Annotated in this window: 19 protein-coding genes; 2 read left to right on the top strand and 17 right to left on the bottom strand. The window is 38.6% G+C overall.

Going from position 1 to position 25910, the window contains the following annotated elements; translation table 11 throughout:
• Nucleotides 1-6: 6 nt before the first annotated feature.
• The 7 genes from NF867_RS07355 to NF867_RS07330 all read right to left on the bottom strand — a co-directional run bounded on the left by NF867_RS07355 (nt 7) and on the right by NF867_RS07330 (nt 6990).
• Nucleotides 7-1380 (bottom strand): M20/M25/M40 family metallo-hydrolase, encoded by a 1374-nt coding sequence (locus tag NF867_RS07355; RefSeq protein ID WP_252587168.1) that lies wholly within the window; start codon nt 1378-1380, stop codon nt 7-9.
• A 125-nt stretch (nt 1381-1505) separates the two neighbouring features.
• On the bottom strand, nt 1506-1976 hold the full coding sequence (locus NF867_RS07350; RefSeq protein WP_252587167.1) for a hypothetical protein: 471 nt from the start codon (nt 1974-1976) through the stop codon (nt 1506-1508).
• Between the two features lie 38 nt (nt 1977-2014).
• A complete protein-coding gene (gene recG, locus NF867_RS07345; protein ID WP_252587166.1) occupies nt 2015-4126 on the bottom strand; it encodes an ATP-dependent DNA helicase RecG in 2112 nt (703 codons plus the stop codon).
• A 25-nt stretch (nt 4127-4151) separates the two neighbouring features.
• Entirely contained in the window at nt 4152-5063 is a 912-nt protein-coding gene (locus tag NF867_RS07340; RefSeq protein ID WP_252587165.1) for an EamA family transporter, read from the bottom strand.
• A gap of 6 nt (nt 5064-5069) precedes the next feature.
• Nucleotides 5070-5450, bottom strand: coding sequence for a RidA family protein (locus tag NF867_RS07335; protein ID WP_252587164.1), 381 nt, complete (start codon nt 5448-5450; stop codon nt 5070-5072).
• 60 nt (nt 5451-5510) lie between these two features.
• Nucleotides 5511-5651, bottom strand: a complete 141-nt coding sequence (locus tag NF867_RS18410) for a DUF6728 family protein (RefSeq protein WP_341870034.1) — start codon at nt 5649-5651, stop codon at nt 5511-5513.
• Between the two features lie 82 nt (nt 5652-5733).
• Nucleotides 5734-6990 (bottom strand): OmpA family protein, encoded by a 1257-nt coding sequence (locus tag NF867_RS07330; RefSeq protein ID WP_252587163.1) that lies wholly within the window; start codon nt 6988-6990, stop codon nt 5734-5736.
• Nucleotides 6991-7144: 154 nt separating this feature from the next.
• Here NF867_RS07330 and NF867_RS07325 point away from each other — a divergent pair, with 154 nt between their 5' ends.
• Entirely contained in the window at nt 7145-8437 is a 1293-nt protein-coding gene (locus NF867_RS07325) for an aminopeptidase P family protein (RefSeq protein ID WP_252587162.1), read from the top strand.
• Between the two features lie 27 nt (nt 8438-8464).
• Here NF867_RS07325 and meaB read toward each other — a convergent pair whose 3' ends face one another.
• Nucleotides 8465-9367 (bottom strand): methylmalonyl Co-A mutase-associated GTPase MeaB, encoded by a 903-nt coding sequence (gene meaB / locus NF867_RS07320; RefSeq protein ID WP_252587161.1) that lies wholly within the window; start codon nt 9365-9367, stop codon nt 8465-8467.
• A gap of 204 nt (nt 9368-9571) precedes the next feature.
• Between meaB and NF867_RS07315 the strand changes: the two genes are divergently transcribed.
• Nucleotides 9572-11404, top strand: a complete 1833-nt coding sequence (locus NF867_RS07315; RefSeq protein WP_252587160.1) for an ABC transporter ATP-binding protein — start codon at nt 9572-9574, stop codon at nt 11402-11404.
• Nucleotides 11405-11559: 155 nt separating this feature from the next.
• On the opposite strand, the gene infB is transcribed toward NF867_RS07315, so the two are convergent.
• From infB to NF867_RS07270, 9 genes are all read right to left on the bottom strand, one after another.
• Nucleotides 11560-14679 carry a translation initiation factor IF-2 gene (infB, locus tag NF867_RS07310; RefSeq protein WP_252587159.1) on the bottom strand — a complete coding sequence of 1040 codons (3120 nt, stop codon included), beginning with the start codon at nt 14677-14679 and terminating at the stop codon, nt 11560-11562.
• Between the two features lie 211 nt (nt 14680-14890).
• Nucleotides 14891-16129 carry a transcription termination factor NusA gene (gene nusA / locus NF867_RS07305; protein WP_252587158.1) on the bottom strand — a complete coding sequence of 413 codons (1239 nt, stop codon included), beginning with the start codon at nt 16127-16129 and terminating at the stop codon, nt 14891-14893.
• A 48-nt stretch (nt 16130-16177) separates the two neighbouring features.
• Entirely contained in the window at nt 16178-16642 is a 465-nt protein-coding gene (locus tag NF867_RS07300) for a ribosome maturation factor RimP (RefSeq protein WP_252587157.1), read from the bottom strand.
• Nucleotides 16643-16759: 117 nt separating this feature from the next.
• Complete coding sequence (locus NF867_RS07295) at nt 16760-18913, bottom strand: M1 family metallopeptidase (protein WP_252587156.1); 2154 nt, start codon at nt 18911-18913, stop codon at nt 16760-16762.
• Nucleotides 18914-19025: 112 nt separating this feature from the next.
• A complete protein-coding gene (locus tag NF867_RS07290) occupies nt 19026-20276 on the bottom strand; it encodes a peroxiredoxin family protein (protein WP_252587155.1) in 1251 nt (416 codons plus the stop codon).
• A gap of 250 nt (nt 20277-20526) precedes the next feature.
• Nucleotides 20527-21666 carry an acyl-CoA dehydrogenase gene (locus NF867_RS07285; protein ID WP_252587154.1) on the bottom strand — a complete coding sequence of 380 codons (1140 nt, stop codon included), beginning with the start codon at nt 21664-21666 and terminating at the stop codon, nt 20527-20529.
• A gap of 268 nt (nt 21667-21934) precedes the next feature.
• Nucleotides 21935-22957 carry a lysylphosphatidylglycerol synthase transmembrane domain-containing protein gene (locus tag NF867_RS07280; protein ID WP_252587153.1) on the bottom strand — a complete coding sequence of 341 codons (1023 nt, stop codon included), beginning with the start codon at nt 22955-22957 and terminating at the stop codon, nt 21935-21937.
• A 4-nt stretch (nt 22958-22961) separates the two neighbouring features.
• Complete coding sequence (gene panD / locus NF867_RS07275; RefSeq protein WP_252587152.1) at nt 22962-23312, bottom strand: aspartate 1-decarboxylase; 351 nt, start codon at nt 23310-23312, stop codon at nt 22962-22964.
• Between the two features lie 120 nt (nt 23313-23432).
• On the bottom strand, nt 23433-25910 hold a 2478-nt coding region (locus NF867_RS07270), incomplete at its 5' end, for an Ig-like domain-containing protein (protein WP_252587151.1).

Raw genomic sequence — 25910 nt, 5'->3', positions numbered from 1 at the left:
AATAGTCTAATTTAATCCGTTTTGATCGATGAGGTAAACAAGGGCTGTCATTGCAGCTGCTCCAAGTTTTAGCTCCCGTTCATTCACATTTTCGAAAACATCATTGGCAGCATGATGAAAATCGAAATAACGTTGAGAATCGGGACGGAAACCAAACAAAGCGGTTCCTAGTGGTTTTAAAGGTCCGATATCAGACCCGGTACCTCCTCCTCCTCCAATTTCATTCAAATCAAATCCATCAAAAATCGATTTCCAAGACAAGATCTTATCTACCACAGCAGTGGATGCATCAACAGAAAAACCTCTGGGAGTAAAACCTCCAGAATCAGACTCAATCGCAGCGAGGTGCTGCTCTCCGTTTTGTTTTGCATTTTCTGCGTACTTCAATCCTCCTCTTAACCCATTCTCTTCATTCATAAATAAAACAGTCCGGATAGTATGTTTCGGTTTAACACCTAATGATTTCAGTGTTCTTAATACCTCCACAGATTGCATTGTACCTGCTCCATCATCCTGAGCTCCTTCCGCTAAATCCCATGAATCAAGATGCCCTCCAACGGTAATAATTTGGTTTGGAAACTCAGAGCCTTTTATTTCACCAATCACATTATAAGAAAGAGTTTCAGGTAAAGTTTTACAGTTAAGTTTCATGAAAAATGTAATTGAAGGCTGTAATTTTAAAGCTTCGCTTAACTGATTAGCATCCTTAGTTGCAATTGCAACGGCGGGGATCTTCAATACATTTTCATCGTAATGCAAAGATCCGGTATGGGGGAATTCGTCTACACGTGTAGTCATCGATCTTACAATTACTCCAATGGCACCATATTTAGCAGCTTCTGTTGCTCCTTGGGAACGTTGATTCACGGCATCTCTGTAAGCATTAAATGTTCTGATTGCTTTTGAATTCATGGGGCGATTAAAGAAAACTATTTTGCCTTTTATCTTCGCCTCCCCCAATTCTTTTAACTGATCAAAATTATAAACCTCAATGATCCCAGCCTCAATACCTTTTTCAATTGTAGCTACCGAGCCTCCCAATGCTGCAACTGCAACAGTTTGTTTTTTATTATTTACTTTAAAGTAAGCCGTTTCCTTTACTCCTCGATCCCAATGTGGCACCATTACTTCTTGGAGATAAACCCTATCAAAACCGTAGGTCTCCATTAATGATTTGGTCCAATCAACTGCCTTTTGAGCATTTGCCGAGCCACTTAATCTTGGGCCAATATTCTTACATAAATAATGTAAGTTTTCATATACCTTACCCTTTTCGAGTATTTCATCATAAATCTTGCTAACAACTGCTGAATCGGGGTTTGATGCATTTACATTTAAGGCGAAACAAATAATTGCAAACAATAAACTTCTTTTCTTCATATAATTTTATTCAATAGTGTGGTTACAGCATATTTAATATTTCAACCTTTTAATCGTTTCAAAATATAAATACCCGGAAATTAATAATTCCCGGGTATTTATAGTACTTTCTCTTAAAGATCAGACTAATCTCTTGGTTGCTCAAAATACCAATTAACCTTAGGTAATGGCAATATATCATCAAAAGGTTTAACTAAAACCTCTCCTTTTACACCATCGCGAATTGTTAACATGTTTTGGTGCTTAGCAGGATTTGATTCAACTCTTACTAAGAGACAATCAAATGTGCTGTCGGTTTTTACAAAATATAAATTATTTTGCGGTGCCGGTGGAGCTACTTTACCTGGCTTGGGAGCAACTTTATACACTCCGTCAACTGGTACTCTAACATATTCTTTGCCTTCGGTATAAACCTGTTCAGCTTTATCCCAAATAACATCAATTTTCTCATAATTTTCGGGAGTTAGTTTTTTCACAAAAGACGCATTTTGATCTCTAAACCAATGTTCGGTTTGTTGTATAATAGGTGAAGCATTTTGTGAAAAACCCGATTTAGCAATAAATAACAGCGATAAAATAACTAAAAACTTCTTCATAATAAATTGGTTCGATTAGGCGATAAATATATAAATAGTTACGAAATCTTTTCCCAAGTAATTTCAGACAAACCCTTTTTTTGAAAATATAAACGTAAGTTTAAATTTTTTTCTTGAATTAACGATGGATCTTCTGTTAAAATTTCTTCAACAACTTTCCTTGCTTCTATCAAAAGTTGCTGATCTTTCGCCAGGTCGGCTAGTTTAAGATCTAAAACCCCGCTTTGTTGGGTACCTTCAATATCTCCAGGACCTCTCAACTTAAGATCCATCTCTGAGATTTCAAAGCCGTCATTTGTTCTAACCATCGTATCAATTCTGATTTTTGCTTCCGATGACAGCTTGTGACTCGTCATTAAAACACAATAAGACTGCTCGGCACCACGTCCTACTCGTCCTCTCAATTGATGCAGCTGTGAAAGACCAAATCGTTCAGCGTTCTCTATAACCATAACGGAAGCATTAGGCACATTCACCCCCACCTCTATAACTGTTGTGGCTACCATTATATGCGTTTCTCCCCTTTTAAAGCGCTCCATCTCCATATCTTTCTCAGCTGCTTTCATTTTACCATGAACGATGCTAACCCTATACTGAGGAGTCGGAAATACATTGGAAATATGTTCGAAACCATTCATCAAATCCAAATAATCCATCTTTTCAGATTCTTCAATCAAAGGATACACGATATAGACCTGACGCCCCTTCGCTATTTCCTCTTTTAGAAACCCAAATAAACGTAATCTGTTATTTTCATATTTATGTATAGTTGAGATCGGCTTTCTACCTGCAGGCAATTCGTCAATTACAGAAACATCTAAGTCGCCGTATAGAGTCATTGCCAATGTCCGAGGAATTGGAGTTGCAGTCATCACTAGAATATGAGGTGGATTCGAGTTTTTGCGCCATAATTTTGCACGTTGCTCCACGCCAAAACGGTGCTGCTCATCAATAATCACCAAACCCAAATTTTCAAACTGAACTTTGTCTTCAATTAAAGCGTGGGTTCCAACAAGCAATTTCAGTTCGCCATTTTTAAGTGCTTCATGTAATTTGTCTCTTTCCTTTTTGCGAGTTGATCCGGTTAAAAGTCCCACTGCTATTCCCATGGGTTGCAATAGCGAACTAATTGAATTATAATGCTGAGTTGCCAAAATTTCTGTTGGGGCCATCATACACGACTGAAACCCATTATCAGCGGCCAATAACATTGACATTAAGGCAACAACCGTTTTGCCGCTTCCAACATCACCCTGCAATAGCCTGTTCATTTGCAGGCCGGAATAAGTATCCTGTCTTATCTCTTTAACGACGCGTTTCTGAGCATTCGTTAACTCAAAAGGTAAATGATTCTTATAAAATGAATTAAACAGGTCCCCAACTATACTAAATGTACTGCCATTATGAAGCCGTTTTTTTATCTGTTTATTAAAAAGTAATCGAAGTTGAATAAAGAAAAGCTCTTCAAACTTTAGCCGAAGCTGAGCTCTTTGCAATGATTTTGAATCGGTGGGAAAGTGAATCTGCACTAAAGCTTCCTTCCTCGACATCAGCTTATAATGACTTATTACATTATAAGGTAATGTTTCTTGAATCAAAGAAAAACCCTGCTGCAAAATGGAATAGATAAGACGCATGAACCCCTTACTATCTAGGAAAAATAATTTGAGCTTTTCTGTCGAAGAATAAACAGGCTGTAAAGCAGTTTGAAATTCTTTCCGCACTTCTGAAACAAGTTCCAATTCAGGATGTGGCAAATTTGGCTTTGAATTAAAAAAATGCGGCTTGCCAAAAGCGATGTATTCTTTGCCTATTTGCAGGTTCTTATCAATAAATTTAATACCCTGAAACCAAACAAGTTCCAAATGCCCACCTCGTTCATCTTTTAAGGTAGCTACCAATCGCTTCTTTCGGGCATCTCCAATTAATTGCTTATCAACAATATGCCCTTTCAATTGAATATACTGTAATTCAGGACCTATCTCGCTAATTAAATAGAATCTGGTTCTATCAATATATCTAAAAGGGTAATGCTGAATCAGGTCACTATAAGTAAGAATGCCGAATTCCTTATTAAGCACAGCGGCCTTAGAAGGGCCAACGCCTTTTAAATATTCTATCGGTGTATCAAAAAAGCCTTTTCTTTCCACAAAGACAAAAATGCATTAGGTTACTTCATTTGCTTGATGCTACTTGGGGTAGTAATTTTTTAATATAATCCCAATTGAAAAGTATAACAGCAGCAGTAAGTAAGCCATAAGATACTAGTTTCTGAAATGTAAACCCTTCATGGAAATAAAAAAACGCAACTGCAAAGGCAATAATGGGGTTAATATAAATTAAAATTCCAGCCGTAGAAGCAGGTATGCGTATCATGGAATATAAACTCAAATACAATGGAATTATGGTAAATACCACTGCAACTACAACGATATTACTCCAAAAGCTAATGCTTTGAGGTATGGGATGCGGTTGAATTATCTCCAATGGAATAATAAACAAACAGGCTATAAACAACTGAATTGACAACAGATTTAATTTATCAAAACCTTGAATACTTCGTTGAGTAATTAAATATCCTGCAAACAGTATTGCAATGAAGAAGGACCATAATACATCACTGAGATGCCCCCAACCTAAAATTGCAGCACTGATTAAACTAATTCCTATAGCTATCCATTTCAATTTATTCAATTGTTCACCCAAGATCAAAAAGCCTCCAATTGCAGTTAACAATGGACAAACCATATAAGCAAATGCCCCTGATTGAATACTTACGCTATTAATAACATATATGAATGACAACCAGTTACCCGTAAGTAAAATACTGGAACATATCAAAAGCTTCCAAAATCGTCGCTTATTCTTAACAGCAAACTGATAATAGTTCAAATCTGCCTTAATCCTTTTCTTTCTAAACAAAAGTATTACTACGAGAAGAATTACCAATGAAGTAAATACTCGGTAGTCAAGTATTTGCATAGCCGGAAAAAATTTAAGGTTTCTAAGCGCTATTGCAAAGAAACCCCAGATAGCAGGAGAAGCCATTCCGGCAAGAAAATATTTTAAGGATTGATTCTGCTCCAATCTGTCTTAAAATTTAACAGCAATAACTGAAATTTCTACATTCACATTTTTAGGCAGACTGGCAACCTCAACAGTTTCACGCGCTGGATAATTTCCTGAGAAATAACTTCCATAAATTTCATTAACAATAGCAAAATCACTCATATTCTTTAAAAATATGCCCGTCTTTACTACATTATCAAATGTTAATCCTGCTTCTGTTAAAATTGCTGCAAGGTTTTTCATCACCTGATGAGCTTCTAAGGAAATATCATGTATTATTATTTCATTCGTCACTGGGTTTATAGCTATCTGGCCAGAAACAAAAAGCATATTTCCAGCCCACACAGCTTGATTATATGGACCGATTGGTGACGGAGCATTTTCTGTTTTTACAATTGATTTCATTTAAATTGAGATTATTTAGGTTAATATGAGTTAAGCTTCTGTAGCTAACTAGCCGGTTCTTTATTTCAAGAATACTTCTATTAACTTATAGATTACCCCGGCTAAAAAAACAATAATAGCTATTCGGTTTATCCAATGCATCACTTTAATATTAAAGTTTGTTGGACGGTTTGGGTCTTTTTTGCGAAAGAAATATAACATATGAGGTACAAAAATAAACAAAAAGGGAGTCCTGATAATCATCAGAACTCCCTTTTTAGTTAACTTTTATCGTTACCTGCGATTATTGAACTTTGAATTCAACGCGACGGTTTTTCTGACGACCTTCTTCAGTGTCGTTAGATGCTACCGGACGAGTTTCGCCGTAACCTTTAGTGGTGATATTACCTGATTTTACACCAGCTTTTACCAACGCTTTTTTCACTGAAGCAGCACGACGTTTTGATAGATCCATGTTGTATTTCTCAGTACCTTCTTCTGAAGCGTGACCTTCTAACAACATTTTACCACCTGATGCTTTTAACTCGCTAGCCATGCTTTCAATTGCACCTGCTGACTCTGGACGTAATTTGTCTGAGTTGAAGTCGAACTGAATGGTGTTGCTTTGCTCAACTGGAGCTGCTACCGGTGCTGGAGTTGGGAATACAATCGTACGACCTGCTCCGTCTACCACGTTACCAGCTGGAGTGTTTGGCTCTTTATCAAAGATGTCTGATACGCCATCACCGTCTGAATCTTTCTTCACGTTGGCAATCTCACCTTCGTTAGCTGCAACACGTGATTTCAATGCTTCCACTTCCTGACGTAATTGATTGTCTTTCAACTCATCATACATCAAGGCATATGGATTAGCCCAGTCCAGGTTTTTCTTCTCTTTGGCTCCTAGGGCAAAGTTTAAACCTGCGTAACCGTATGACCATTTGTCATTGCTTGGGCCGAACCAGGTTCTGTCCAAGTTGTCAGCATCCAAAAAGTTCATGGTGTAACCTAAATCCAAACCAATGCCTTCTGACAATTTGAATTTCAAACCACCTCCAACAGGAATGAACTGCTCGGTACGGGTGTCGCCATCTGGTTTGTAACCGGTTAAACCGTAACCTCCTTGTAGATACAAGGCAACTTTGCTATCGCGTTTCCATAACAAGCTGGTTAAATCAACCTGACCTTGTAATGAAATTGCATAGTTAATGGTAGTTGAGAACGAATCAAAACCAGGGTAACCTTGTCCATTGGTGGACCCATTATAGCTTCCAGCTACTTTACCACCTTGATAGTCTAATTTTAAACCAAAGGCATGGGTTAATTGTTTTTGAATGTAAACGCCGTAACCAAAGTTAGCGTCCCATTCGTTGTAGTCATTATGGCCTCCTAAGAAAACAACAGGTGCTGCCACTCCGCCGTTTACTCCGATTTGCCAAGTTCTGAACTGTTTGGTCCCGCCAAACACTTTCGCGCCACCGTCTTGGGCAAACGCCGATAGACTGCTAAATGCTGCAACCAGCGACATAGCTGCTATCTTCTTAAAAGTAGATTTGTTCATAGTCGATCAAATATTAGTTAGATATATTGTTCTTATTGTTGAATAAGCGTAAATGCTATGCAAATATAGAATTTTTTCCTTAATTACATAACTTAGCCAAAAATCATTCCAATTTTAACTCTAAGTTATACTTCTCAGGTCAACAATAAACATTATGAAATATACAAAAATTAACAATAGTTTGTTTGCAGGAAATCGAAAAAGGTTTATCTCCCATTTAAGACCAAAATCATTAGCAATTTTCAATGCAAATGATGAGTTTCCTCAAAGTGGGGATCAGAACTTCCTTTTTAAGCAAAACGCCGACCTGTTTTATTTAAGTGGAATAGATCAGGAACAAACTATCCTCTTGATTTTCCCGGATTGCCCCAACCCTATCTATAGGGAGGTACTCTTTTTAAGAAAAACCAATGAGCATATTGCCATATGGGAAGGACATAAATACACGAAAGAAGAGGCTACAGAAACATCAGGCATTAAATCAATATTCTGGCTTGAAGACTTTGAAACTATATTTCCTTCCATCATATTTCATGCGGAAAGCATTTATTTAAATACGAATGAAAATGATCGATATGTACATACGGTCCCCTACCGAGACCTACGCTTTGCAATTGAACTGAAAAATAAATATCCTCACTTTTCATATCAACGTAGCGCACCCATCATGTGTCAACTTCGGATGGTGAAATCAGATATAGAGGTTCAGTTAACACAAGTAGCATGTGATATTACAGAAAAGGCATTCCGAAGAGTATTGGATTTTGTAAAACCAGGGGTTACTGAATATGAGATTGAAGCTGAGATCATTCATGAGTTTATCCGAAACAGAGCTACCGGCCATGGATATAACCCCATTATAGCCTCAGGAAAAAGTGCCTGTTGTTTACATTACAACGAAAACAATAGAGTGTGTAATGATGAAGAGGTTATTTTAATGGATTTTGGAGCTTGTTATGCAAATTACAATGCAGACCTAACTCGAACAATACCTGTAAACGGACGATTTTCAGATAGACAAAAAGCCGTTTATAGTGCTGTTTTAAATGTATTTAAAGAAGCTCGAAAAATGCTTATTGCCGGTACAATATGGAACGAATACCATGAAGAGGTAGGCAAATTGATGACTTATGAATTAATTAATATCGGCTTATTGCATAAACATGAAGTAGATAAACAGGACCCAAAAAATCCAGTTTATAAAAAATACTTCATGCATGGCACATCTCATCATTTGGGGCTAGATGTTCATGATATCAGCAATCGTTTTACACCTTTCCAGGTTGGAAATATCTTAACCTGTGAACCAGGAATATACATTCCGGAAGAAGGCTTAGGTATTCGATTGGAGAATGACATTTTAATAACTAAAGACGGAAATATTGATTTAATGAAAAAAATTCCAATTGAAATTGAAGAAATAGAAGATATAATGAATAGGAAGTAGTCAAAACCAAAACAGCTAACGACCATACTAAGTCGTTAGCTGTTTGATATATCGATAAAGATTAAACGTCTTATCATTCAGTTTAAAGGTGATATCATTTAATAGCTCCAACCGATTAATATCCTTCATCCTATACTGCTGAATTAACTTTATAGCCTTCTCGGTCATCAAAAAAGGCTTTTTCTTGTTTTCCGTCATCGGATAATGTTGCTCAATACGGGCAAATAACTCCCCGATTCCTTCGTTTTTATCAGCCGTTGTTTTTAAGACCGGAACATTCCAATTACTATGTGGACGTTGATGAAGCAGTTTTTGAATATTCCGAACAAATTCATCAGCTCCTATATGATCGGCTTTGTTAATCACGAAGATATCAGCGATTTCCATTAAACCCGACTTTATGGTTTGAATCTCATCACCTGCTTCTGGTACCAAAACAACTATTGTGGTATCGGCCAATCCAACTATTTCAACTTCTGACTGACCAACGCCAACTGTTTCCACCAAAATATAATCAAAAGAAGCAGCTTTCATAACATCTACAATTTCTATGGTTTTAGCTGAAAGTCCGCCGAGAGAACCACGAGTTGCCAGTGACCGAATAAAAACATTTTCATTATTGAAATGCTCAACCATACGTATACGATCGCCTAACAACGACCCATAATTAAAAGGCGATGTTGGGTCAATTGCCACCACCCCCACCCTTTTGCCTTGATTTGTTATCAACCGAATAAGCATATTAACCAACGTACTTTTACCGGCGCCTGGAGGGCCCGTTATTCCGATAACTGGCGCTGCGCGTGATAGATCAAGCTGAAGCAACAGCTGTTCAGAAGAACTGGTTTCATTTTCGACCAGGCTAATTACTCTGGAAAGAGCTCTAAAATCACCCTGACGCATTTTATTCATAAGGTTTGTTTGTTCCATCTACATCGAATAATATATCAAAGTAAAGATAATAATCATGGCTAAGCATCTTGTTTTAATATCAACCCTCAGATTGTATTTAATTTCTAACTTTGCAACCATAATTAAAACTAAGGGAAGGTTAGCTTTACATTCAGAATATTAATTACTCCTATTTGATATTCAACTGGCTATTAAACCCAATTCTAAATAAAATTACTTCGAATGAAGACCTATTTCCGATTATTATCATTCGCTAAACCGATAGGAAAATTTGCCATTCCCTATATCTTCACTACGCTTTTGGCTATCATTTTTGGCACACTCAACTTTACGCTTTTAATCCCTTTGTTGAAAACGTTGTTTTCAACTGAAGCCGCTAAGGCAGTTTCCAAACCTGACTTTGTATTTTCCGGCAAATACTTTGTCTCAATATTCGATTACTATTTTAACGAAGCAATAATAACTTATGGAAAATATGGTGCTTTGAAAATTGTAACCTTAATTATTGTTTGTTCAGCTTTTTTGAGCAATCTATTCCGTTATCTCTCACAGCGGTTTATGGAAGAATTGCGTATTCACACAATGCAAAACCTTCGAACTACGGTTTTCAACAATGTGATGAATATGAACATTGGCTTTTTTAACAATGAGCGTAAAGGCGATATAATTTCTAAAGTTGCTTCAGATGTTCAGGTAGTTCAATTCACTGTAACTAGTACCTTACAGGTGATTTTCCGAGACCCATTGCAAATCACGGCTTTTTTCATTGTTTTATTTAGCATTTCCACCAAACTCACTTTATTTTCAATTTTAGTGGTTCCGGTATCGGGATTAATCATTTCTACTTTAGTAAAGAAACTGAAAAAGAAGGCAAGGAGCGCTCAGCAAAGTTATGCCAATATGATCAGCTTTCTGGATGAGTCATTGTCAGGCATAAAAATTATCAACGCCTTCAATGCCATTCCTTTTATGAAAGAAAAGTTCAGAAAAGAAAACGCAACCTTCTCTAAATATAGTTATTCAATGATTCGTCGTCAGCAATTAGCATCACCTATTTCTGAATTTTTGGGAATTGCTACTGTTGGAGGAATATTATTGTATGGGGGACACATGATCTTTTTAGGAGAGGGTACTTTAACACCAGAAGCATTTATAACCTATCTGGCTATATTTTCACAAGTTACTCGTCCGGCAAAATCAATTTCGGAAGCTTTCACAAATATTAATCAAGGCTTGGCTGCTGGCGAACGAGTACTCGAATTGGTTGATGCTAAGCCCCAAATTGTAGATAAACCAACCGCAACAACAGCTAATTTATTCAACAATAAAATTGAACTTAAAAACGTTGAGTTCGCCTACAGTGAAAAGCTGATATTAAATAACGTAAGTTTTGAAATCAACAAAGGCGAAACCGTTGCATTAGTTGGACCTTCTGGAAGTGGAAAAACAACGATTTGCGATTTATTACCTAGATTCTATGACATCAAAGGAGGGAACATTTTATTTGACGGGACTGATATTAGAGATTTAAAACTAGATTCTATCCGTGGTCAAATAGGCTTGGTACCTCAGGAATCCATACTTTTCAATGATTCCATCTTTAACAATATTGCTTTTGGAATACCTGATGCAACAATGGAAGAGGTGATCGAAGCAGCTAAAATTGCAAACGCCCACAACTTTATCATGGAAACAGAAAATGGCTATGAAACAAACATTGGTGATCGCGGGGCTAAACTTTCAGGCGGACAGCGTCAACGATTGTGTATCGCCAGAGCAGTTTTAGGCAATCCACCGATTATGCTATTGGATGAAGCAACCTCAGCCCTTGATACTGAATCGGAAAAATTAGTTCAGGATGCTTTGAATCGTTTAATGCAAAATAGGACTTCTTTAGTAATTGCGCACCGATTAAGCACCATCCAGAATGCTGATAAAATTATTGTATTGGAAAAAGGCAAAGTGATTGAGCAAGGCTCACATCAAGAACTCTTATTAAAAGAAGGCCTTTATCATAAACTAATTAACATGCAGTCCTTTGGTGCTGAAGCCTAACCTAATCCACGAAAGCTAACAAACAAACAAGCCTTTATCAGAAAAGCTTTTAGCCCAACTTAACAGTAATTAACTATATCCATCAATTTATTACTTAAAAAAATTGCCCGACTTAACAGCCGGGCAGTTTTTTTATTTGTAGTAAGAAATAGAAATTACAACTTACGTTTTACTTCAACTTCTTCGTATGCTTCTACAATGTCACCTTCTTTTATTTCATTGAAGCCTTTAATATTCAAACCACATTCATATCCAGCGGCCACCTCTTTTACATCATCTTTAAAGCGTTTCAACGAGTCTAGTACACCATTATGGACAACTACACCATCACGAACAATTCGGATTTTGCTATTGCGGTTAATCTTTCCATCCAATACCATACAACCGGCAATTGTACCGACCTTGCTGATCTTGAAGGTTTCACGGATTTCAACGTTTGCAACCACTTTCTCTTCAATTTCAGGAGAAAGCATACCTTCCATTGCTAGTTTAATTTCCTCAATTGCTTTGTAAATTACTGAGTACATGCGGATATCGATCTGCTCTTGCTCAGCCAATTTACGCGCACTTGCTGATGGACGAACCTGGAAACCGATAATGATCGCATCAGAAGCAGAGGCTAATAGCACATCTGAATCTGAAATTTGACCAACCGATTTATGGATAATATTAACCTGGATTTCTTCAGTTGAAAGTTTCAGTAATGAATCCGAAAGTGCCTCAACAGAACCATCCACATCACCTTTAACGATGATATTAAGCTCTTTAAAGTTACCGATTGCCAAACGACGACCGATCTCATCCAAGGTAATATGTTTCTGCGTCCGCAAACCTTGCTCACGCATTAACTGTGTACGCTTAGTAGCTACTTCTTTAGCTTCTTGTTCTGATTTGGCTTCTATAAATTTATCACCAGCTTGAGGAGCTCCCTGCATACCTAAAACTAAAACTGGTGTTGAAGGACCTGCTTTGATGATCTTAGAACCGCGTTCATTGAACATCGCTTTTACCCTTCCGTAATGAGATCCGGCTAAAATAGGATCACCAACGTTAAGAGTACCTGTTTGAATAAGTACGGTAGTAACTATACCTCTACCTTTATCTAAAGCTGCTTCAATTACTGTACCTACAGCACGACGATCAGGATTAGCTTTCAACTCAAGCATCTCTGCTTCAAGCAGTACTTTTTCAAGTAATAAATCAATATTCAGACCTTTTTTAGCAGAAATTTCCTGGGTTTGGTATTTACCACCCCACTCTTCAACCAGAATGTTCATGGCCGATAATTGCTCACGGATTCTGTCCGAATTAGCACCTTCTCTATCAATCTTATTGAAAGCAAATACAATTGGAACGTTAGCTGCCATGGCATGGTTAATCGCCTCTTTTGTTTGAGGCATTACCGCGTCGTCAGCTGCAATAACAATAATTGCAATATCAGTTACTTGAGCACCACGGGCACGCATAGCCGTAAATGCTTCGTGACCTGGTGTATCTAAGAATGTTATTTTTTTACCGCTTTCTAATTTTACCTCGTAAGCACCAATGTGCTGAGTAATACCTCCAGCCTCACCGGCAATTACATTAGCTTTACGGATAAAGTCAAGCAATGAGGTTTTACCGTGGTCAACGTGACCCATTACCGTCACAATTGGCGAACGGTCAACTAAATCTGCCGGATCATCTACTTCCTCTTCAATTTCTTCCTGCACATCAACTGAAACGAACTCTACAGTATAGCCAAATTCATCAGCAACAATTGAAAGTGTTTCAGCATCGAGTCGTTGATTAATTGAAACGAACATACCTAATGACATACAAGTAGCAATTACTTTGGTCACTGGCACATCCATCATGTTTGCCAATTCATTAGCAGTCACGAACTCGGTAGCCTTTAATACTTTCGATTCGAGTTCGTCTTGCATCATTTTTTCCTCCATCGATTGCGCATAATCATCGCGTTTCTGACGGCGGTGTTTACGTCCGGCGGCAAATTTATTGTGCTTGCCGGCTCCCGTTAATTTTGCAAGAGTTTGTTTGATTTGCTCCTGAACTTTTTTCTCATCAACCTCTTCTTTTTCTGGTCTCTGATGACCTGCACCGCGGTTATCATGACGAGGGCCTCTGTTATCGAAGCGTCTATCGCCACCTTGTCCTTGTCCTTGACCATGACGTGGTCCGCCTTGTCCTTGTCCTTGACCAGGTCCTTGTCCATGGCGTTGTCCACCTTGTCCTTGACCCTGTCCATGACGAGGACCGCCTTGACCTTGACCTTGTCCTTGACCATGACGAGGGCCTCCTTGATGCTGGCCCTGACCACCTTGATTTCCCGCTTGACCTTGTCCACCCTGGTTACCCTGAGTAGGAGGATTGCCCCCTTGTTCTTTTCGTTTGCGTTTGCGTTTATGGCGGTCGTTATCAGACGAAGATGCCACCGGTTGGCTTTTACGTTCTACCGGCAGTTGAATTTTACCAATGATGTTTGGTCCGCTAAGACGTTGTGCCCTTGCTCTGATTACCTCATCATCTTTATCTCCAGTGTCACTTACTGATTCAGTAGCATTTACAGGTGTTACTTCCTCTTTTGACGGTTCTATGTGTTTCTTTTCTTCCTTCACAGGTGGTTGAGGAACAGAAGGCTGTTCCGGCTTTAATTGTTCAACAGGCTTTTCTTCAGCTGTTTTTTGAATCTGAACCGGTTCGCTTTTTACTTGTTCAACCTTTTTCTCTTCTATTGTAGGGATGGGTTCAGGTGTTTTTTCAGCTACTGGCTCTTCTCTTGGAGCCTTTTTCTTCGGATTTAAAGCATCCAAATCTATTTTACCAATTACCTTCACACCAGGAATCTCTTCATTTGCATTTACAGGTGTAATTTCAGGCGCAGATCCTGTCGATTCGGTTTCTATAGCTGGGTGAGATTCTTCTTTAATCTCAGTTCTTGGCTTTTCAGAAATCGGATGATTTATTGAAACATTTTTAATCAATATTTCTTCCGGCTCTTCCTCCTTCATTTTTGGCTTTTCAAGCAGTGATTCATCAATCGATACTTCATCACGACGCACCTTTCCCACATGAATATGCTTAGCTTCTTCTTTAATCACTTTACCTATATGAAACTCTTTTTGTAAGATATCATACATCTCGTCGTTTATTTTAGTGGTTGGTTTCCCATCCACCTTATACCCTTTTTTATTGAGGTGTTCAACTGCTGTATTTAATCCTATGTTAAGTTCCTTGGCAACTTTAAATAATTGATATTGTTTGTCTTCTGACATTCTTAATATTTAGAATTCGACTGTAAAAATAGTTATAAGTTATCAGTTAACCGCTATTCTGCTAAATTAAACTGAGCTCTTACTAATAAAAATCATTGCATACATGGTAGCAGAGGCAACTTTAAATGGTTATCGTCACAACAACCTGTGCTCGTATGAGCGATTATCTTAATATGCAGCCTCTGTTTAGCAAAGGCTGCAATGTATTATTTTATTCAAACTCTGAGCGAAGGACGTTTAAAACTTCTTTTATTGTTTCCTCCTCAAGGTCAGTACGTTTTACTAATTCATCTACTGATAAAGCTAAAACACTCTTTGCGCTATCACAGCCAATTGCTTTTAACTCATCAATTACCCAGCCGTCAATTTCGTCTGAGAATTCTTCTAAATCAACATCCTCTTCATCCAACTCTTCCACATCGCGGAATACATCAATATCATAACCGGTCAACTTCCCGGCAAGTTTAATATTGTGTCCGCCTTTACCGATAGCAAGTGAAACTTGATCAGGTTTTAAAAACACTGAAGCGTGTTTCTTATCCTCATTAATTTTAATGGATGTAATTTTTGCCGGACTTAAAGCTCGCGTGATGTAAAGCGAGGCGTTATTAGTATAGTTTATTACATCAATGTTTTCATTGCGTAACTCACGAACAATACCATGAATACGAGAACCCTTCATACCCACACAGGCTCCAACCGGGTCAATACGATCATCAAATGACTCAACAGCCACTTTAGCGCGCTCTCCTGGCTCGCGAACAATTTTCTTAATACTGATCAGGCCATCAAATATTTCAGGCACTTCCAGTTCGAATAAACGTTGCAAGAAAGCAGGAGCAATACGAGAAATGATGATTTTTGGATTATTATTGATCATCTCTACTTTAAGAACAACTGCTCTAATGCTATCGCCTTTTTTATAGAAATCGGCAGGAATTTGTTCCGTTCTTGGAAGCAAAAGTTCATTTCCTTCTTCATCCAATATCAAAATTTCTTTCTTCCATACCTGGTACACTTCACCCACCACAATCTCGCCAACACGATCTTTATATTTCTTGTAAATATCGTCTTTCTCAAGCTCCATGATACGCGATACTAATGTTTGGCGGGCAGCCAAAATAGCACGACGACCAAAACTTTCGAGGGTAATTTGCTCAATAGCATCGTCCCCTACTGACAAATCCGGATCAATCAATTTAGCTTCTGCAAGTTCAACCTCTAAAGCATCATCTTCAGAAAAACCATCTTCCATTACCTTACGTGTGCGCCAAATCTCAAGGTCACCGTTTTCAGTATTTAAGATAACGTCACAGTTTTCATCTGTTCCATATTTACGACGCAACATGCTGCGGAAAACGTCTTCCAGCACACTCATCATGGTTGGTCTGTCAATGTTCTTGAATTGCTTAAACTCCGAAAAGGAGTCTATCAAATTGATATTGCTCATTTTTAAACCTTATTATTTCCAGTGCAAATTTGGTTTGCACCTTTTTCTTTATTTAAAACTAACTGTTACCTTAACTTCAACTATTTGATCAAAACCTATTTCATTTTCAACCAACTGTGCCTTCTTCCCCTTTTCTTTAAGGGCTTCTTCTATAACGATTGCCTTTTCATTCGAAGAAAGTAATTTGCCTTCTCGTTTGCTACCATCGTTCATTTTTACAACAACTGTACGGCCGGTATTTTTTACAAATTGCCGTTGCATTTTTAACGGATAATCTAATCCTGGAGAAGAAACTTCTAGTGTATACGCATGATCGATCACATTTTCTTCTTCCAAATGATAACCCACATGCCTGCTTATACCTATACAACTCTCAATTCCGACACCATTGTCTCCGTCGACAAGAATCATTAATTTGTTGTTGGGCAACATTTTGATATCAACGATAAACAAATCGGTTCCGGTAATTTTCTCTTCAACCAGACTAGTTACTCGGTCTATTACTGCACTCATCTACTTAATAATAAACAAAAGAGGGGACTCTGTCCCCTCTTTTCTCGTTTGCCCCGCAAAGATAATAAAATTTATTCCGCATGCAAAGGCTGTAAATTCAATGGTTTACACAATTTTCTATTTACTCTCCAATAATTGTTTAGCCATTTGTTCAACCATCGGCGATTGATCTTTTAACATTTGTGAATAAACCGCTTTATTGTCTTTTGCTTTGTAAAGTTCCGACAACGTGGCCAGAGCTGATGCTCTTACATACGATTTTTCATCTGTTTTGGCTATATTAAGTACCGTTTGATAATATTGGTCACGAGCGGTTACTGGTACCGAAGTAAGGTTTTGTAATGCAAAAATTCGTATCCCCCAAATTTTATCCGACAATGCATTTTTATAGACTTCCTGAACATCGGCATACGAACTGTAATACTCTAAATACGACAAAGCCTCCACTTTATCCATAAATAGAGGAGCCATATTAAATTGATTTACCCACTCTTCCCGACTTTTAGTTTCACGTTTTAAACCAAGCAGCATTTTTTCTGCATCAAAATTTACAAGTTCAGGCTTTTTATCATAACTAAAAGTGAATTTTTGCGATGCATTATCAATTACAATACGCTTACGTTCAACTTTTCCATTACTATAAAAATCAACATCAATCGGAAGCTTATAAATAGGGGCATTAACGAAATTTTGCAACTGGGCAACATTAATTTCCACTTTCTTTAATGTTTCATTGTAAGTAGTAGCGATACTAAGTTCAGGATGGCCTGGTGATAAGAACCATTGATTAAAGAACCAATTCAAATCCTGACCGGTAGTTTTTTCAAAGGCTATACGCAAATCATGAATCTCTGCTGTTGAAAAACGATTTTGTGTTAAGTACAATTTTAGTGCAGCAAAAAAAGCATCATCACCAACATATTTTCGCAACATGTGCAAAACCCGACCACCTTTCTGATATGAAACAAGGTCAAACATTTTCTCGCGATCATCTAAATCAAACCGGATAAGATCTTTTGCGGCATCCTCTTTCGAGCTTAAATACGCCATCATATCCATTTGACTTTTAATATCCGCCTCAGCTCTTCCGTATTTATATTCATACCATAAATATTCACCATAGGTGGCAAATGATTCATTTAATGGAAGATTTGGCCATGACTCTGCAGTTACTAAGTCACCAAACCAATGATGAAACAATTCATGACAAATGATATCCTCATGAGATTCATCCAAATGCTCGCGATCAGTCATTTGCAGTTTATCGTAATGGACCGTTGCAGATGTATTTTCCATTGCTCCCGAAACAAAGTCACGAACAACTATTTGCGAATATTTATCCCAGGCATAATCAACTCCTAATTTTTCGGAGTAGAACTCAATCATTTCGGGCGTATTGCCAAAAATCAGTTTAGCATACTTTGCATATTCAGGTTCAACATAGTAATTCACTTCTATATTGCGCCACTTATCTTTAGTAATAGCAAAATCACCCACCGCAATCATAGTAAGATAAGTACTGTGCATTTTATCCTGTTTCCAAACATCAGTTCTGGTTCCATCAGCATTATTGACCGAGCTTACCATCAAACCGTTCGACAGGGTTACATATTTCTTATCAACTGTTAATGTTATTTCTTGGGTATGTTTTTCCTGTGGCCCATCAATTGTAGGAAACCAGCATGAGTTTGCTTCAGTTTCACCCTGACTCCAGATTTGTTTAGGTTTATTTGGATCTTTTCCATTGTTATTAATAAAATAGAGCCCTTTATCCTGTGTAATGGCATCACTTCCTTTAACAATCAGTTTATTGGGCATCGCCACGTAATCAATCGCAACCGTATATTCTTCGTCGCGGTTATAGGTTTTATCAAGTTTGATGAAAATAGATTTGCCATCATACGTGAATTGGAGAGCTTGTTTAGTAGAGCCTTTCACTAAGGCCACTTCATTCACCTTAAACCCCTTTGCACTTAATTTCAATGAATCTGTTGGGTAGAAATATGGTTTAAACTTTAAGGTAGCCTTTCCCATTACAAAAGCGCTATCCCAGTTAAACTTTAAATCCAATTTGGTATTGAGCAAATCGTTAACAGTGGAATACGTTGCAAAATATCGTTTGTTTCGATGGATGGAATCAGCGTTCTCAATTGTTTTATTAGAATTAGCACTAATAACAAGTTCTGGCAGTTGAATAGGCTTTGTACTCGAACAGGCGGTCAGGGAAATAAATGCTATAGCAGTAAGAAGGATTACTTTCTTTATGATCATTTTCGTATGGTACTATTGAATGGGGGTTAATAAAAACACAAATCCCACCATTTTCAAAGAACAAGTATAAGTTGTTTAATTGAAAAATGATGGGAATGGATAAAATCGTTACTTATCCGACCGGAGGTTTGGCCGATTCGGCTAAAAGTTCGTTAATGTATTGTGTAAATTCTTTTACAAAATCATCATAATGTTTGCCAGTACCAGGTCCACTAAAACCTGTATGAATCTTCCTAACCTCACCATCGCGTCCGATAATAATAGTGGTAGGAAAGCCCAAGATCCGATCGAGCATAGGCAGCGCCTCATTTCGCTGTTTTGAATCACTGGTTTTGTTCGTTATCAATAAATCATATTGAACATTAAACCGATCTTTAAACTTCAAAACCGATTTTTTGGAGCGCTCGAAATCAGTAGTACGTTCAAAAGCCAAACCAACAATTTCTAATCCTTTAGTCTTATTTTGTTTATAGAAATCAGCCAGGAATTTGGTTTCGTCCATACAATTAGGACACCATGAGCCCAATAGTTGAACAATCACCACCTTATCTTTAAACTTAGGATCTTTTAGTGAAACGATCTGATGATTAAGGTCAGGATAAGCAAAATCCAGCCTTTTTTGCCCCTCTTTCAGTTTAGCTAATGTGTATGCATCCGGAAGTGTCGCCTTTTCATTTTTAGAGGCAGTCCAATTTTCAACATGGCTCAAGCCCGAATAAAACTTACCGTCAGTAATTTTATTACCTTCAATTTTACCGGTAAACAAATAGGCATGACCGCCGTCAAAACAAGAAAGATAAAATTCATCACCCGCAACTGTTCCTTCCAGGTAACGGTAGTCGCCCGTAGTGGTTAAGAATGTCCCGGTAAGCTTATTATCATGTTGCACAAATTCACCTACAGCAATGGTAGTATCCTTATCAGCAATAAAAGTGGTTGACCAGCGTCCAGAAACATTAGCCTTAGCCTTAGTTTTTGATTCGATAAAACGCCAGTAAGTATCCGGTTCAGCTACGAATCTCATTGAGACATCTTTATCCGCCAAATGTTTTACCCATTCACCCTTAATAAGATCCCCTTCAAAACGGCCTTTAAATTCCGAATCAAAAAAAGGCATTTTAATGAACACCGAGTCATTGGTAATGCTGATATCATCTACTCGTAAGCGCTCATCACCATTAATTATTTCTGCAACAGGTTTGCCATTAGCATCATGGATAAAATTGAAGTTAAATGGAATTTCTCTTCCTGATTCGGTATGCAGGGTCGTTCTCCAAACACCTTCCTGCATCATGGAAACATTGCTATTAACACAAGAACTGACTAAAGTGCCTAAAGCAAGTAAATAACCTATAAATTTCATTGTTGTAATTTGATGAAAGTAATCGTCGTAAAAAAGCCCAAAACTAAAAAACGCTGGGATACAAGTAATTAATAATTGAATTTTTAAATTATTCGCAATAAAACAGAGCCGAATCTACATAATCTATCATTTTACTATAAAACGTTGATGAAATTTAAAAAGTTTCAAAACTTAAAAAGAAAAAAGCGACAAGTATTATCCTGTCGCTTATCCAATTTATTGAGTATATCAGCCTAAAGCAAGCTGATACTTATTTCAATACTTCTCTGCCAATTACAATGCGTTGAATCTCTGAAGTTCCCTCATAGATCTGTGTGATCTTTGCATCACGCATCAGGCGCTCAACATGATACTCTTTAACGTATCCATATCCACCATGTACCTGCACGGCTTCAACAGTGGTTTTCATAGCAACCTCTGATGCAAAAAGCTTAGCCATAGCACTTGCCTGTGCATAAGGTTGGTGTTGATCTTTTAACCAAGCCGCTTTTAAACACAGCATACGGGCTGCTTCAATTTGCGTGGCCATATCGGCCAGTTTAAACTGAATTGCCTGATGTTCTGAAATTGGCTTACCAAATGATTTACGCTCCTTTGAATACTGAACCGCAAGTTCAAAAGCACCTGAAGCAATTCCCAAGGCTTGCGAAGCGATACCAATACGCCCGCCTTCAAGCGTTTTCATAGCGAACTTAAACCCGAAACCATCTTCACCGATACGGTTTTCTTTCGGCACCTTCACATCAGTAAACATCAATGAGTGTGTATCAGAACCACGAATACCCAATTTATTTTCTTTAGGACCTACGGTAAAACCAGGCATGCCTTTTTCAACAATAAAGGCATTAATACCTTTATGGCCCTTTGCTGCATCAGTTTGTGCTATAACCAAATAGGTGGAAGCGCTATTACCATTTGTGATCCAGTTTTTAGTTCCGTTTAACAAATAATGGTCACCCATGTCAATTGCAGTAGTATGCTGTGAAGTTGCATCTGAACCTGCTTCAGGCTCTGAAAGGCAGAAAGCGCCAATTACTTCGCCTTTGGCTAAAGGAACAAGATATTTTTGTTTTTGCTCCTCAGTTCCATATTGCTCTAATCCGTAGCAAACCAATGAATTATTTACCGAAACCACCACCGAAGCTGAAGCATCAACTTTTGAAAGTTCTTCCATCACCAATACATAAGAAATGGCATCAAGACCACTACCTCCGTACTTAGGATCCACCATCATTCCTAAGAAGCCTAGTTCTCCTAATTTCTTAATTTGTTCGGCTGGAAATTTTTGATGTTCATCACGCTCGATGACGCCAGGTTTCAATTCATTCTGTGCAAAATCTCTTGCAGCCTTTTGTATCATCAAGTGTTCTTCAGTAAGCTGAAAATGCATAATACTTGCTCAGTTAAAGGTTTATAAATAAGGTTATTGATTGTCAAATCTATTACAAAAACAATGTTTATAAAATAAAATCATAAAAAATATACTATTTTAATAAACGGTCTATTTTCTTTGAAAACTTTAAAATAAAAGGCAAACAAGCTTAACAAGTCAATAGTTTAAACAATTGAGGTAAAACGCTGCTTATAAAAAACAAAACCCGATAGTGGAAATACCGGGTCTTATTTTAATTGATCATATCTAGTATTTTAACTACTGATTAGAGTATTGCACTCATTTTGGGTTTCTTACTTTGGTTCAATACCATCCATAAAAAGCAGATTCCTCCAAAAATAATTACCATTAATGTTTGGGTGCCATGCGAAATGGTAGCATAGGCTAAACCATCGAGCTCGGCAATTCCATATAAAATTAACCCTTTGGAAACAATCCAGTGAAAAGCTCCCAAACCACCCTGAACTGGAGCCGCCATTCCTAAACTTCCAACAGTTAATACAAATAATGCGGTAAGCAGCGTAAGATTTGAGGTTGAAGACAAGGCAAAAAACATGAAATAGGTTGAAAGTAAATATAAGGTCCATAACAGGACAGTATAAAACAAAAAGCCTCCAACGCTACTAAGTTTTGAGATACTTGTTAATCCGTGAATAATACCTTCAAGCAAACTCATTACTTTTTTACCGATAGCTGATTCGTAAATCGTGTGCTTGTATTTATTAAAAAGTTTTATCCCGAAAACTATCAAACCGATAACAATAACAGCAAACACTACGAGATTAAGTGTATTAGCAGTTATTTTTTGAAGAATTCCTTTGAGTAAATTATCATAAACAAAACTGCTGATACGGTTAAACTGAAAAAGAACCGTTAACACCAATATCACCACTAATGATAAGAGATCCACAACCCGTTCAAGGATCACAGTTCCTATTAGCTTGTCCATAGGAACATTATCCGTTTTGGTTAACGTACCACACCTGGCCACTTCACCCAAGCGAGGAAAGGCAAAATTGGCAACATAACCAATCAACACAGCTGAAAAAGTATTGATGTTTTTTGGCCGATAACCTAAAGGTTCAATCAGCATATTCCAACGTACTGCACGAACCAAATGTGAAACCATTGTAATTACAGCAGCAACTGCAACCCAATAAAAATTAGCGGACTTTAGCTTTGAAGCAATCTCACCTATATTCTGCCCGCGAAATGCAAAGTAGAGCATTGCAACACCCAAGCCTATAAACAGCGAGTATTGCAAAACAGATTTAATACGTTTACTCAATTGATTATTTAATTAAGCGATTTTGCTGGTCAGGAAAAATAACAGCTGGTTTATATTTTTTGGCCTCTTCAAAGTCCATAGTGGCGTATGAAATAACAATCACAATATCTCCCACCTGTACTTTACGGGCTGCAGGGCCATTTAAGCAAACAGTTCCGGTACCGCGCTCTCCTTTGATAATATAGGTTTCAAATCGCTCACCATTATTGATATTCACAATTTGAACCTTTTCATTTTCAATCATATTAGCAGCATCGAGCAAATCTTCATCGATTGTAATGCTACCAACATAATGCAATTCGGCCTGGGTTACTTTAACCCGGTGTATCTTAGACTTTAATACTTGGATCAACATAAGGGTGGCAAAATTAGTAAATGTATTTGGTTGAATAAAACGGATGAACAATTGTTCAGTAGATAAAATAATAAAGGCTCCATGAAAGAGGAGCCTTTGTTATTATTTTAATACGTTTAACTATTTAAGAATCTCAACAAATCCTGCATAACTTTCCCACTTGCCTTCTTGATTTTTCACTTTTAAAGCATAATAATAAGTGGCTGAAGGAAGATCTGAACCACCCCAGTTGTTTTGGTAATTGCGAGTTTTATACACTTCATTACCCCAACGGTTATAAATATATAGCTCAGTTTCAAATTCGGTAATACCCTCAATTTCGAAGAAATCATTCGTTCCATCACCATTTGGAGTAAATACGTTCGGAATCATGAACCCATAAATCAAACGTTTGTCCGTTGCCTTATTATTATCAGGTATAGGGTCAAACTGATTACCAGTTACTGTGGCGGTATTTAATACCCAACCACCCCTAAGTGCTTTAACCTTTAATTGCAAGGTCTGATTCGCACCGACGCTCAAGTTTCCAATATTCCAGATTAAAGATCTGTTATCAGCATTAAAGTCATAAGTCCCCGTAGTAGCTGAGGCACTAACAAACTCAAGACTCGAAGGCAAAATATCCCTTGCAATCACTCCTGTTCCATCGTAAATACCATTATTAATTACCTTAATTTCATAATCAAACACATCATTACGTTTTAACATATTTCCTTTTGAAACCTTAGTAATGGCCAGATCAGTAGAAATACGATTCACTGTAATTGCCACAGTTGCTACATTGCTACTTAAACTACCATCATAAACTTTATAGGCAAAGCTATCATTACCATAGAAGCCCGCATTTGGAGTGTAAGTAAATGAACCGTCTGCATTTAACACTAACGTACCTTTTGTGGTAGTTGAAACAAGTTGAGCCGTTAAGCTATTTCCATCCAAATCGGTATCGTTAACCATAATTCCTGGAGCTTGAATTATCAAGGCAACACCTTCACTTGTACTGTAATTATCATTTACTGCTACCGGAGGTCGATTAACAGTCGGTGAATTGATAACAATAGTAAGACTTGCTGTTGCCACTGAACCGCAAGGATCAGACACCGTATAGTTATAAACAACTGTTCCATTAAATCCTGCAGCTGGAGTATAAGCAAACGATCCATTCTGCTGCATAACCAACGTGCCAGAATTCGTACTTGCCTGTACAGTATAAGTTAATGCATCCCCATCCGGATCAGAATCATTGGTAGCAACCGAACCATTTACTATCACACCCGACTGCCCTGTAAAATTATCATTTGAAGCAAGTGGAGCGCGGTTAATAGTATTAATCGTAATACTACGGATTATAGAACCACAAGCATTCGATACAGTTACCTGATAAACACCAGCTTTTAATGCATTCAAATTAGGAGCGGCAATCGTCGCACCGTCTTTTATCCAGGAGATAGTTGGAGAAGAACCTCCTGTGATTGTTAAAGCGGCCTTACCATCATTACCCGACGAACAGGTAGCGTCGTTGGTCTTGGTGAATAATACCGCTGGTGCCGCTAGCATCGCTGCATTGCTGAACGAAGCCGAAGCTACCGAAGTACAGCTGCCATTATCCGCTGTTACCGTATAGCTGGTGCCCAGCACCATGCCACTGATCGCTCCCGTAGCGTCCACGGTTGGACCTGCCGGAGTGAAGGTATAGGTGTTCGAGGCACTGTAGTTACTGATCGAGCTGCTGCAGTCGGCTGCGCAGGTGGCGGCTGTTGAGGCCAGCGTCGGAACCGCTGGTGCCGCTAGCATCGCTGCATTGCTGAACGAAGCTGAAGCCAATGACGTGCAGCTGCCATTATCCGCTGTTACCGTATAGCTGGTGCCCAGCACCATACCACTGATCGCTCCCGTAGCGTCCACTGAAGGACCTGCCGGAGTGAAGGTATAGGTGTTCGAGGCACTGTAGTTACTGATCGAGCTGCTGCCGTCTGCCGCGCAGGTCGCTGCCGTTGAGGCCAGGGTCGGAACCGCTGGTGCCGCTAGCATCGCTGCATTGCTGAACGAAGCCGAAGCCAATGACGTGCAGTTGCCATTATCCGCTGTTACCGTATAGCTGGTGCCCAGCACCATACCACTGATCGCTCCCGTAGCATCCACTGAAGGACCTGCCGGAGTGAAGGTATAGGTGTTCGAGGCACTATAGTTACTGATCGAGCTGCTGCCGTCGGCTGCGCAGGTCGCTGCCGTTGAGGCCAGGGTCGGAACCGCTGGTGCCGCTAGCATCGCTGCATTGCTGAACGAAGCTGAAGCCAATGACGTGCAGCTGCCATTATCCGCTGTTACCGTATAGCTGGTGCCCAGCACCATACCACTGATCGCTCCCGTAGCGTCCACTGAAGGACCTGCCGGAGTGAAGGTATAGGTGTTCGAGGCACTGTAGTTACTGATCGAGCTGCTGCCGTCGGCCGCGCAGGTCGCTGCTGTTGAGGCCAGGGTCGGAACCGCTGGTGCCGCTAGCATCGCTGCATTGCTGAACGAAGCTGAAGCCAATGACGTGCAGCTGCCATTATCCGCTGTTACTGTATAGCTGGTGCCCAGCACCATGCCACTGAT

Source organism: Solitalea agri (genome assembly GCF_023914155.1).
In the GTDB taxonomy this organism is placed as follows: Bacteria; Bacteroidota; Bacteroidia; order Sphingobacteriales; family Sphingobacteriaceae; genus Solitalea; species Solitalea agri.
This window is presented reverse-complemented; position numbering and strand designations above follow the sequence as displayed.

What these genes read in the sequence shown, in the direction of transcription:
- nusA (WP_252587158.1), bottom strand. Translation starts at nt 16,129, where the DNA reads ATGAGCAATATCAATTTGATAGACTCCTTTTCGGAGTTTAAGCAATTC.
- NF867_RS07350 (WP_252587167.1), bottom strand. Translation starts at nt 1,976, where the DNA reads ATGAAGAAGTTTTTAGTTATTTTATCGCTGTTATTTATTGCTAAATCG.
- NF867_RS07290 (WP_252587155.1), bottom strand. Translation starts at nt 20,276, where the DNA reads ATGAAATTTATAGGTTATTTACTTGCTTTAGGCACTTTAGTCAGTTCT.
- NF867_RS07295 (WP_252587156.1), bottom strand. Translation starts at nt 18,913, where the DNA reads ATGATCATAAAGAAAGTAATCCTTCTTACTGCTATAGCATTTATTTCC.
- panD (WP_252587152.1), bottom strand. Translation starts at nt 23,312, where the DNA reads ATGTTGATCCAAGTATTAAAGTCTAAGATACACCGGGTTAAAGTAACC.
- NF867_RS07330 (WP_252587163.1), bottom strand. Translation starts at nt 6,990, where the DNA reads ATGAACAAATCTACTTTTAAGAAGATAGCAGCTATGTCGCTGGTTGCA.
- NF867_RS07355 (WP_252587168.1), bottom strand. Translation starts at nt 1,380, where the DNA reads ATGAAGAAAAGAAGTTTATTGTTTGCAATTATTTGTTTCGCCTTAAAT.
- NF867_RS07300 (WP_252587157.1), bottom strand. Translation starts at nt 16,642, where the DNA reads ATGAGTGCAGTAATAGACCGAGTAACTAGTCTGGTTGAAGAGAAAATT.
- NF867_RS07285 (WP_252587154.1), bottom strand. Translation starts at nt 21,666, where the DNA reads ATGCATTTTCAGCTTACTGAAGAACACTTGATGATACAAAAGGCTGCA.
- NF867_RS18410 (WP_341870034.1), bottom strand. Translation starts at nt 5,651, where the DNA reads ATGTTATATTTCTTTCGCAAAAAAGACCCAAACCGTCCAACAAACTTT.
- NF867_RS07325 (WP_252587162.1), top strand. Translation starts at nt 7,145, where the DNA reads ATGAAATATACAAAAATTAACAATAGTTTGTTTGCAGGAAATCGAAAA.
- meaB (WP_252587161.1), bottom strand. Translation starts at nt 9,367, where the DNA reads ATGGAACAAACAAACCTTATGAATAAAATGCGTCAGGGTGATTTTAGA.
- NF867_RS07335 (WP_252587164.1), bottom strand. Translation starts at nt 5,450, where the DNA reads ATGAAATCAATTGTAAAAACAGAAAATGCTCCGTCACCAATCGGTCCA.
- NF867_RS07315 (WP_252587160.1), top strand. Translation starts at nt 9,572, where the DNA reads ATGAAGACCTATTTCCGATTATTATCATTCGCTAAACCGATAGGAAAA.
- infB (WP_252587159.1), bottom strand. Translation starts at nt 14,679, where the DNA reads ATGTCAGAAGACAAACAATATCAATTATTTAAAGTTGCCAAGGAACTT.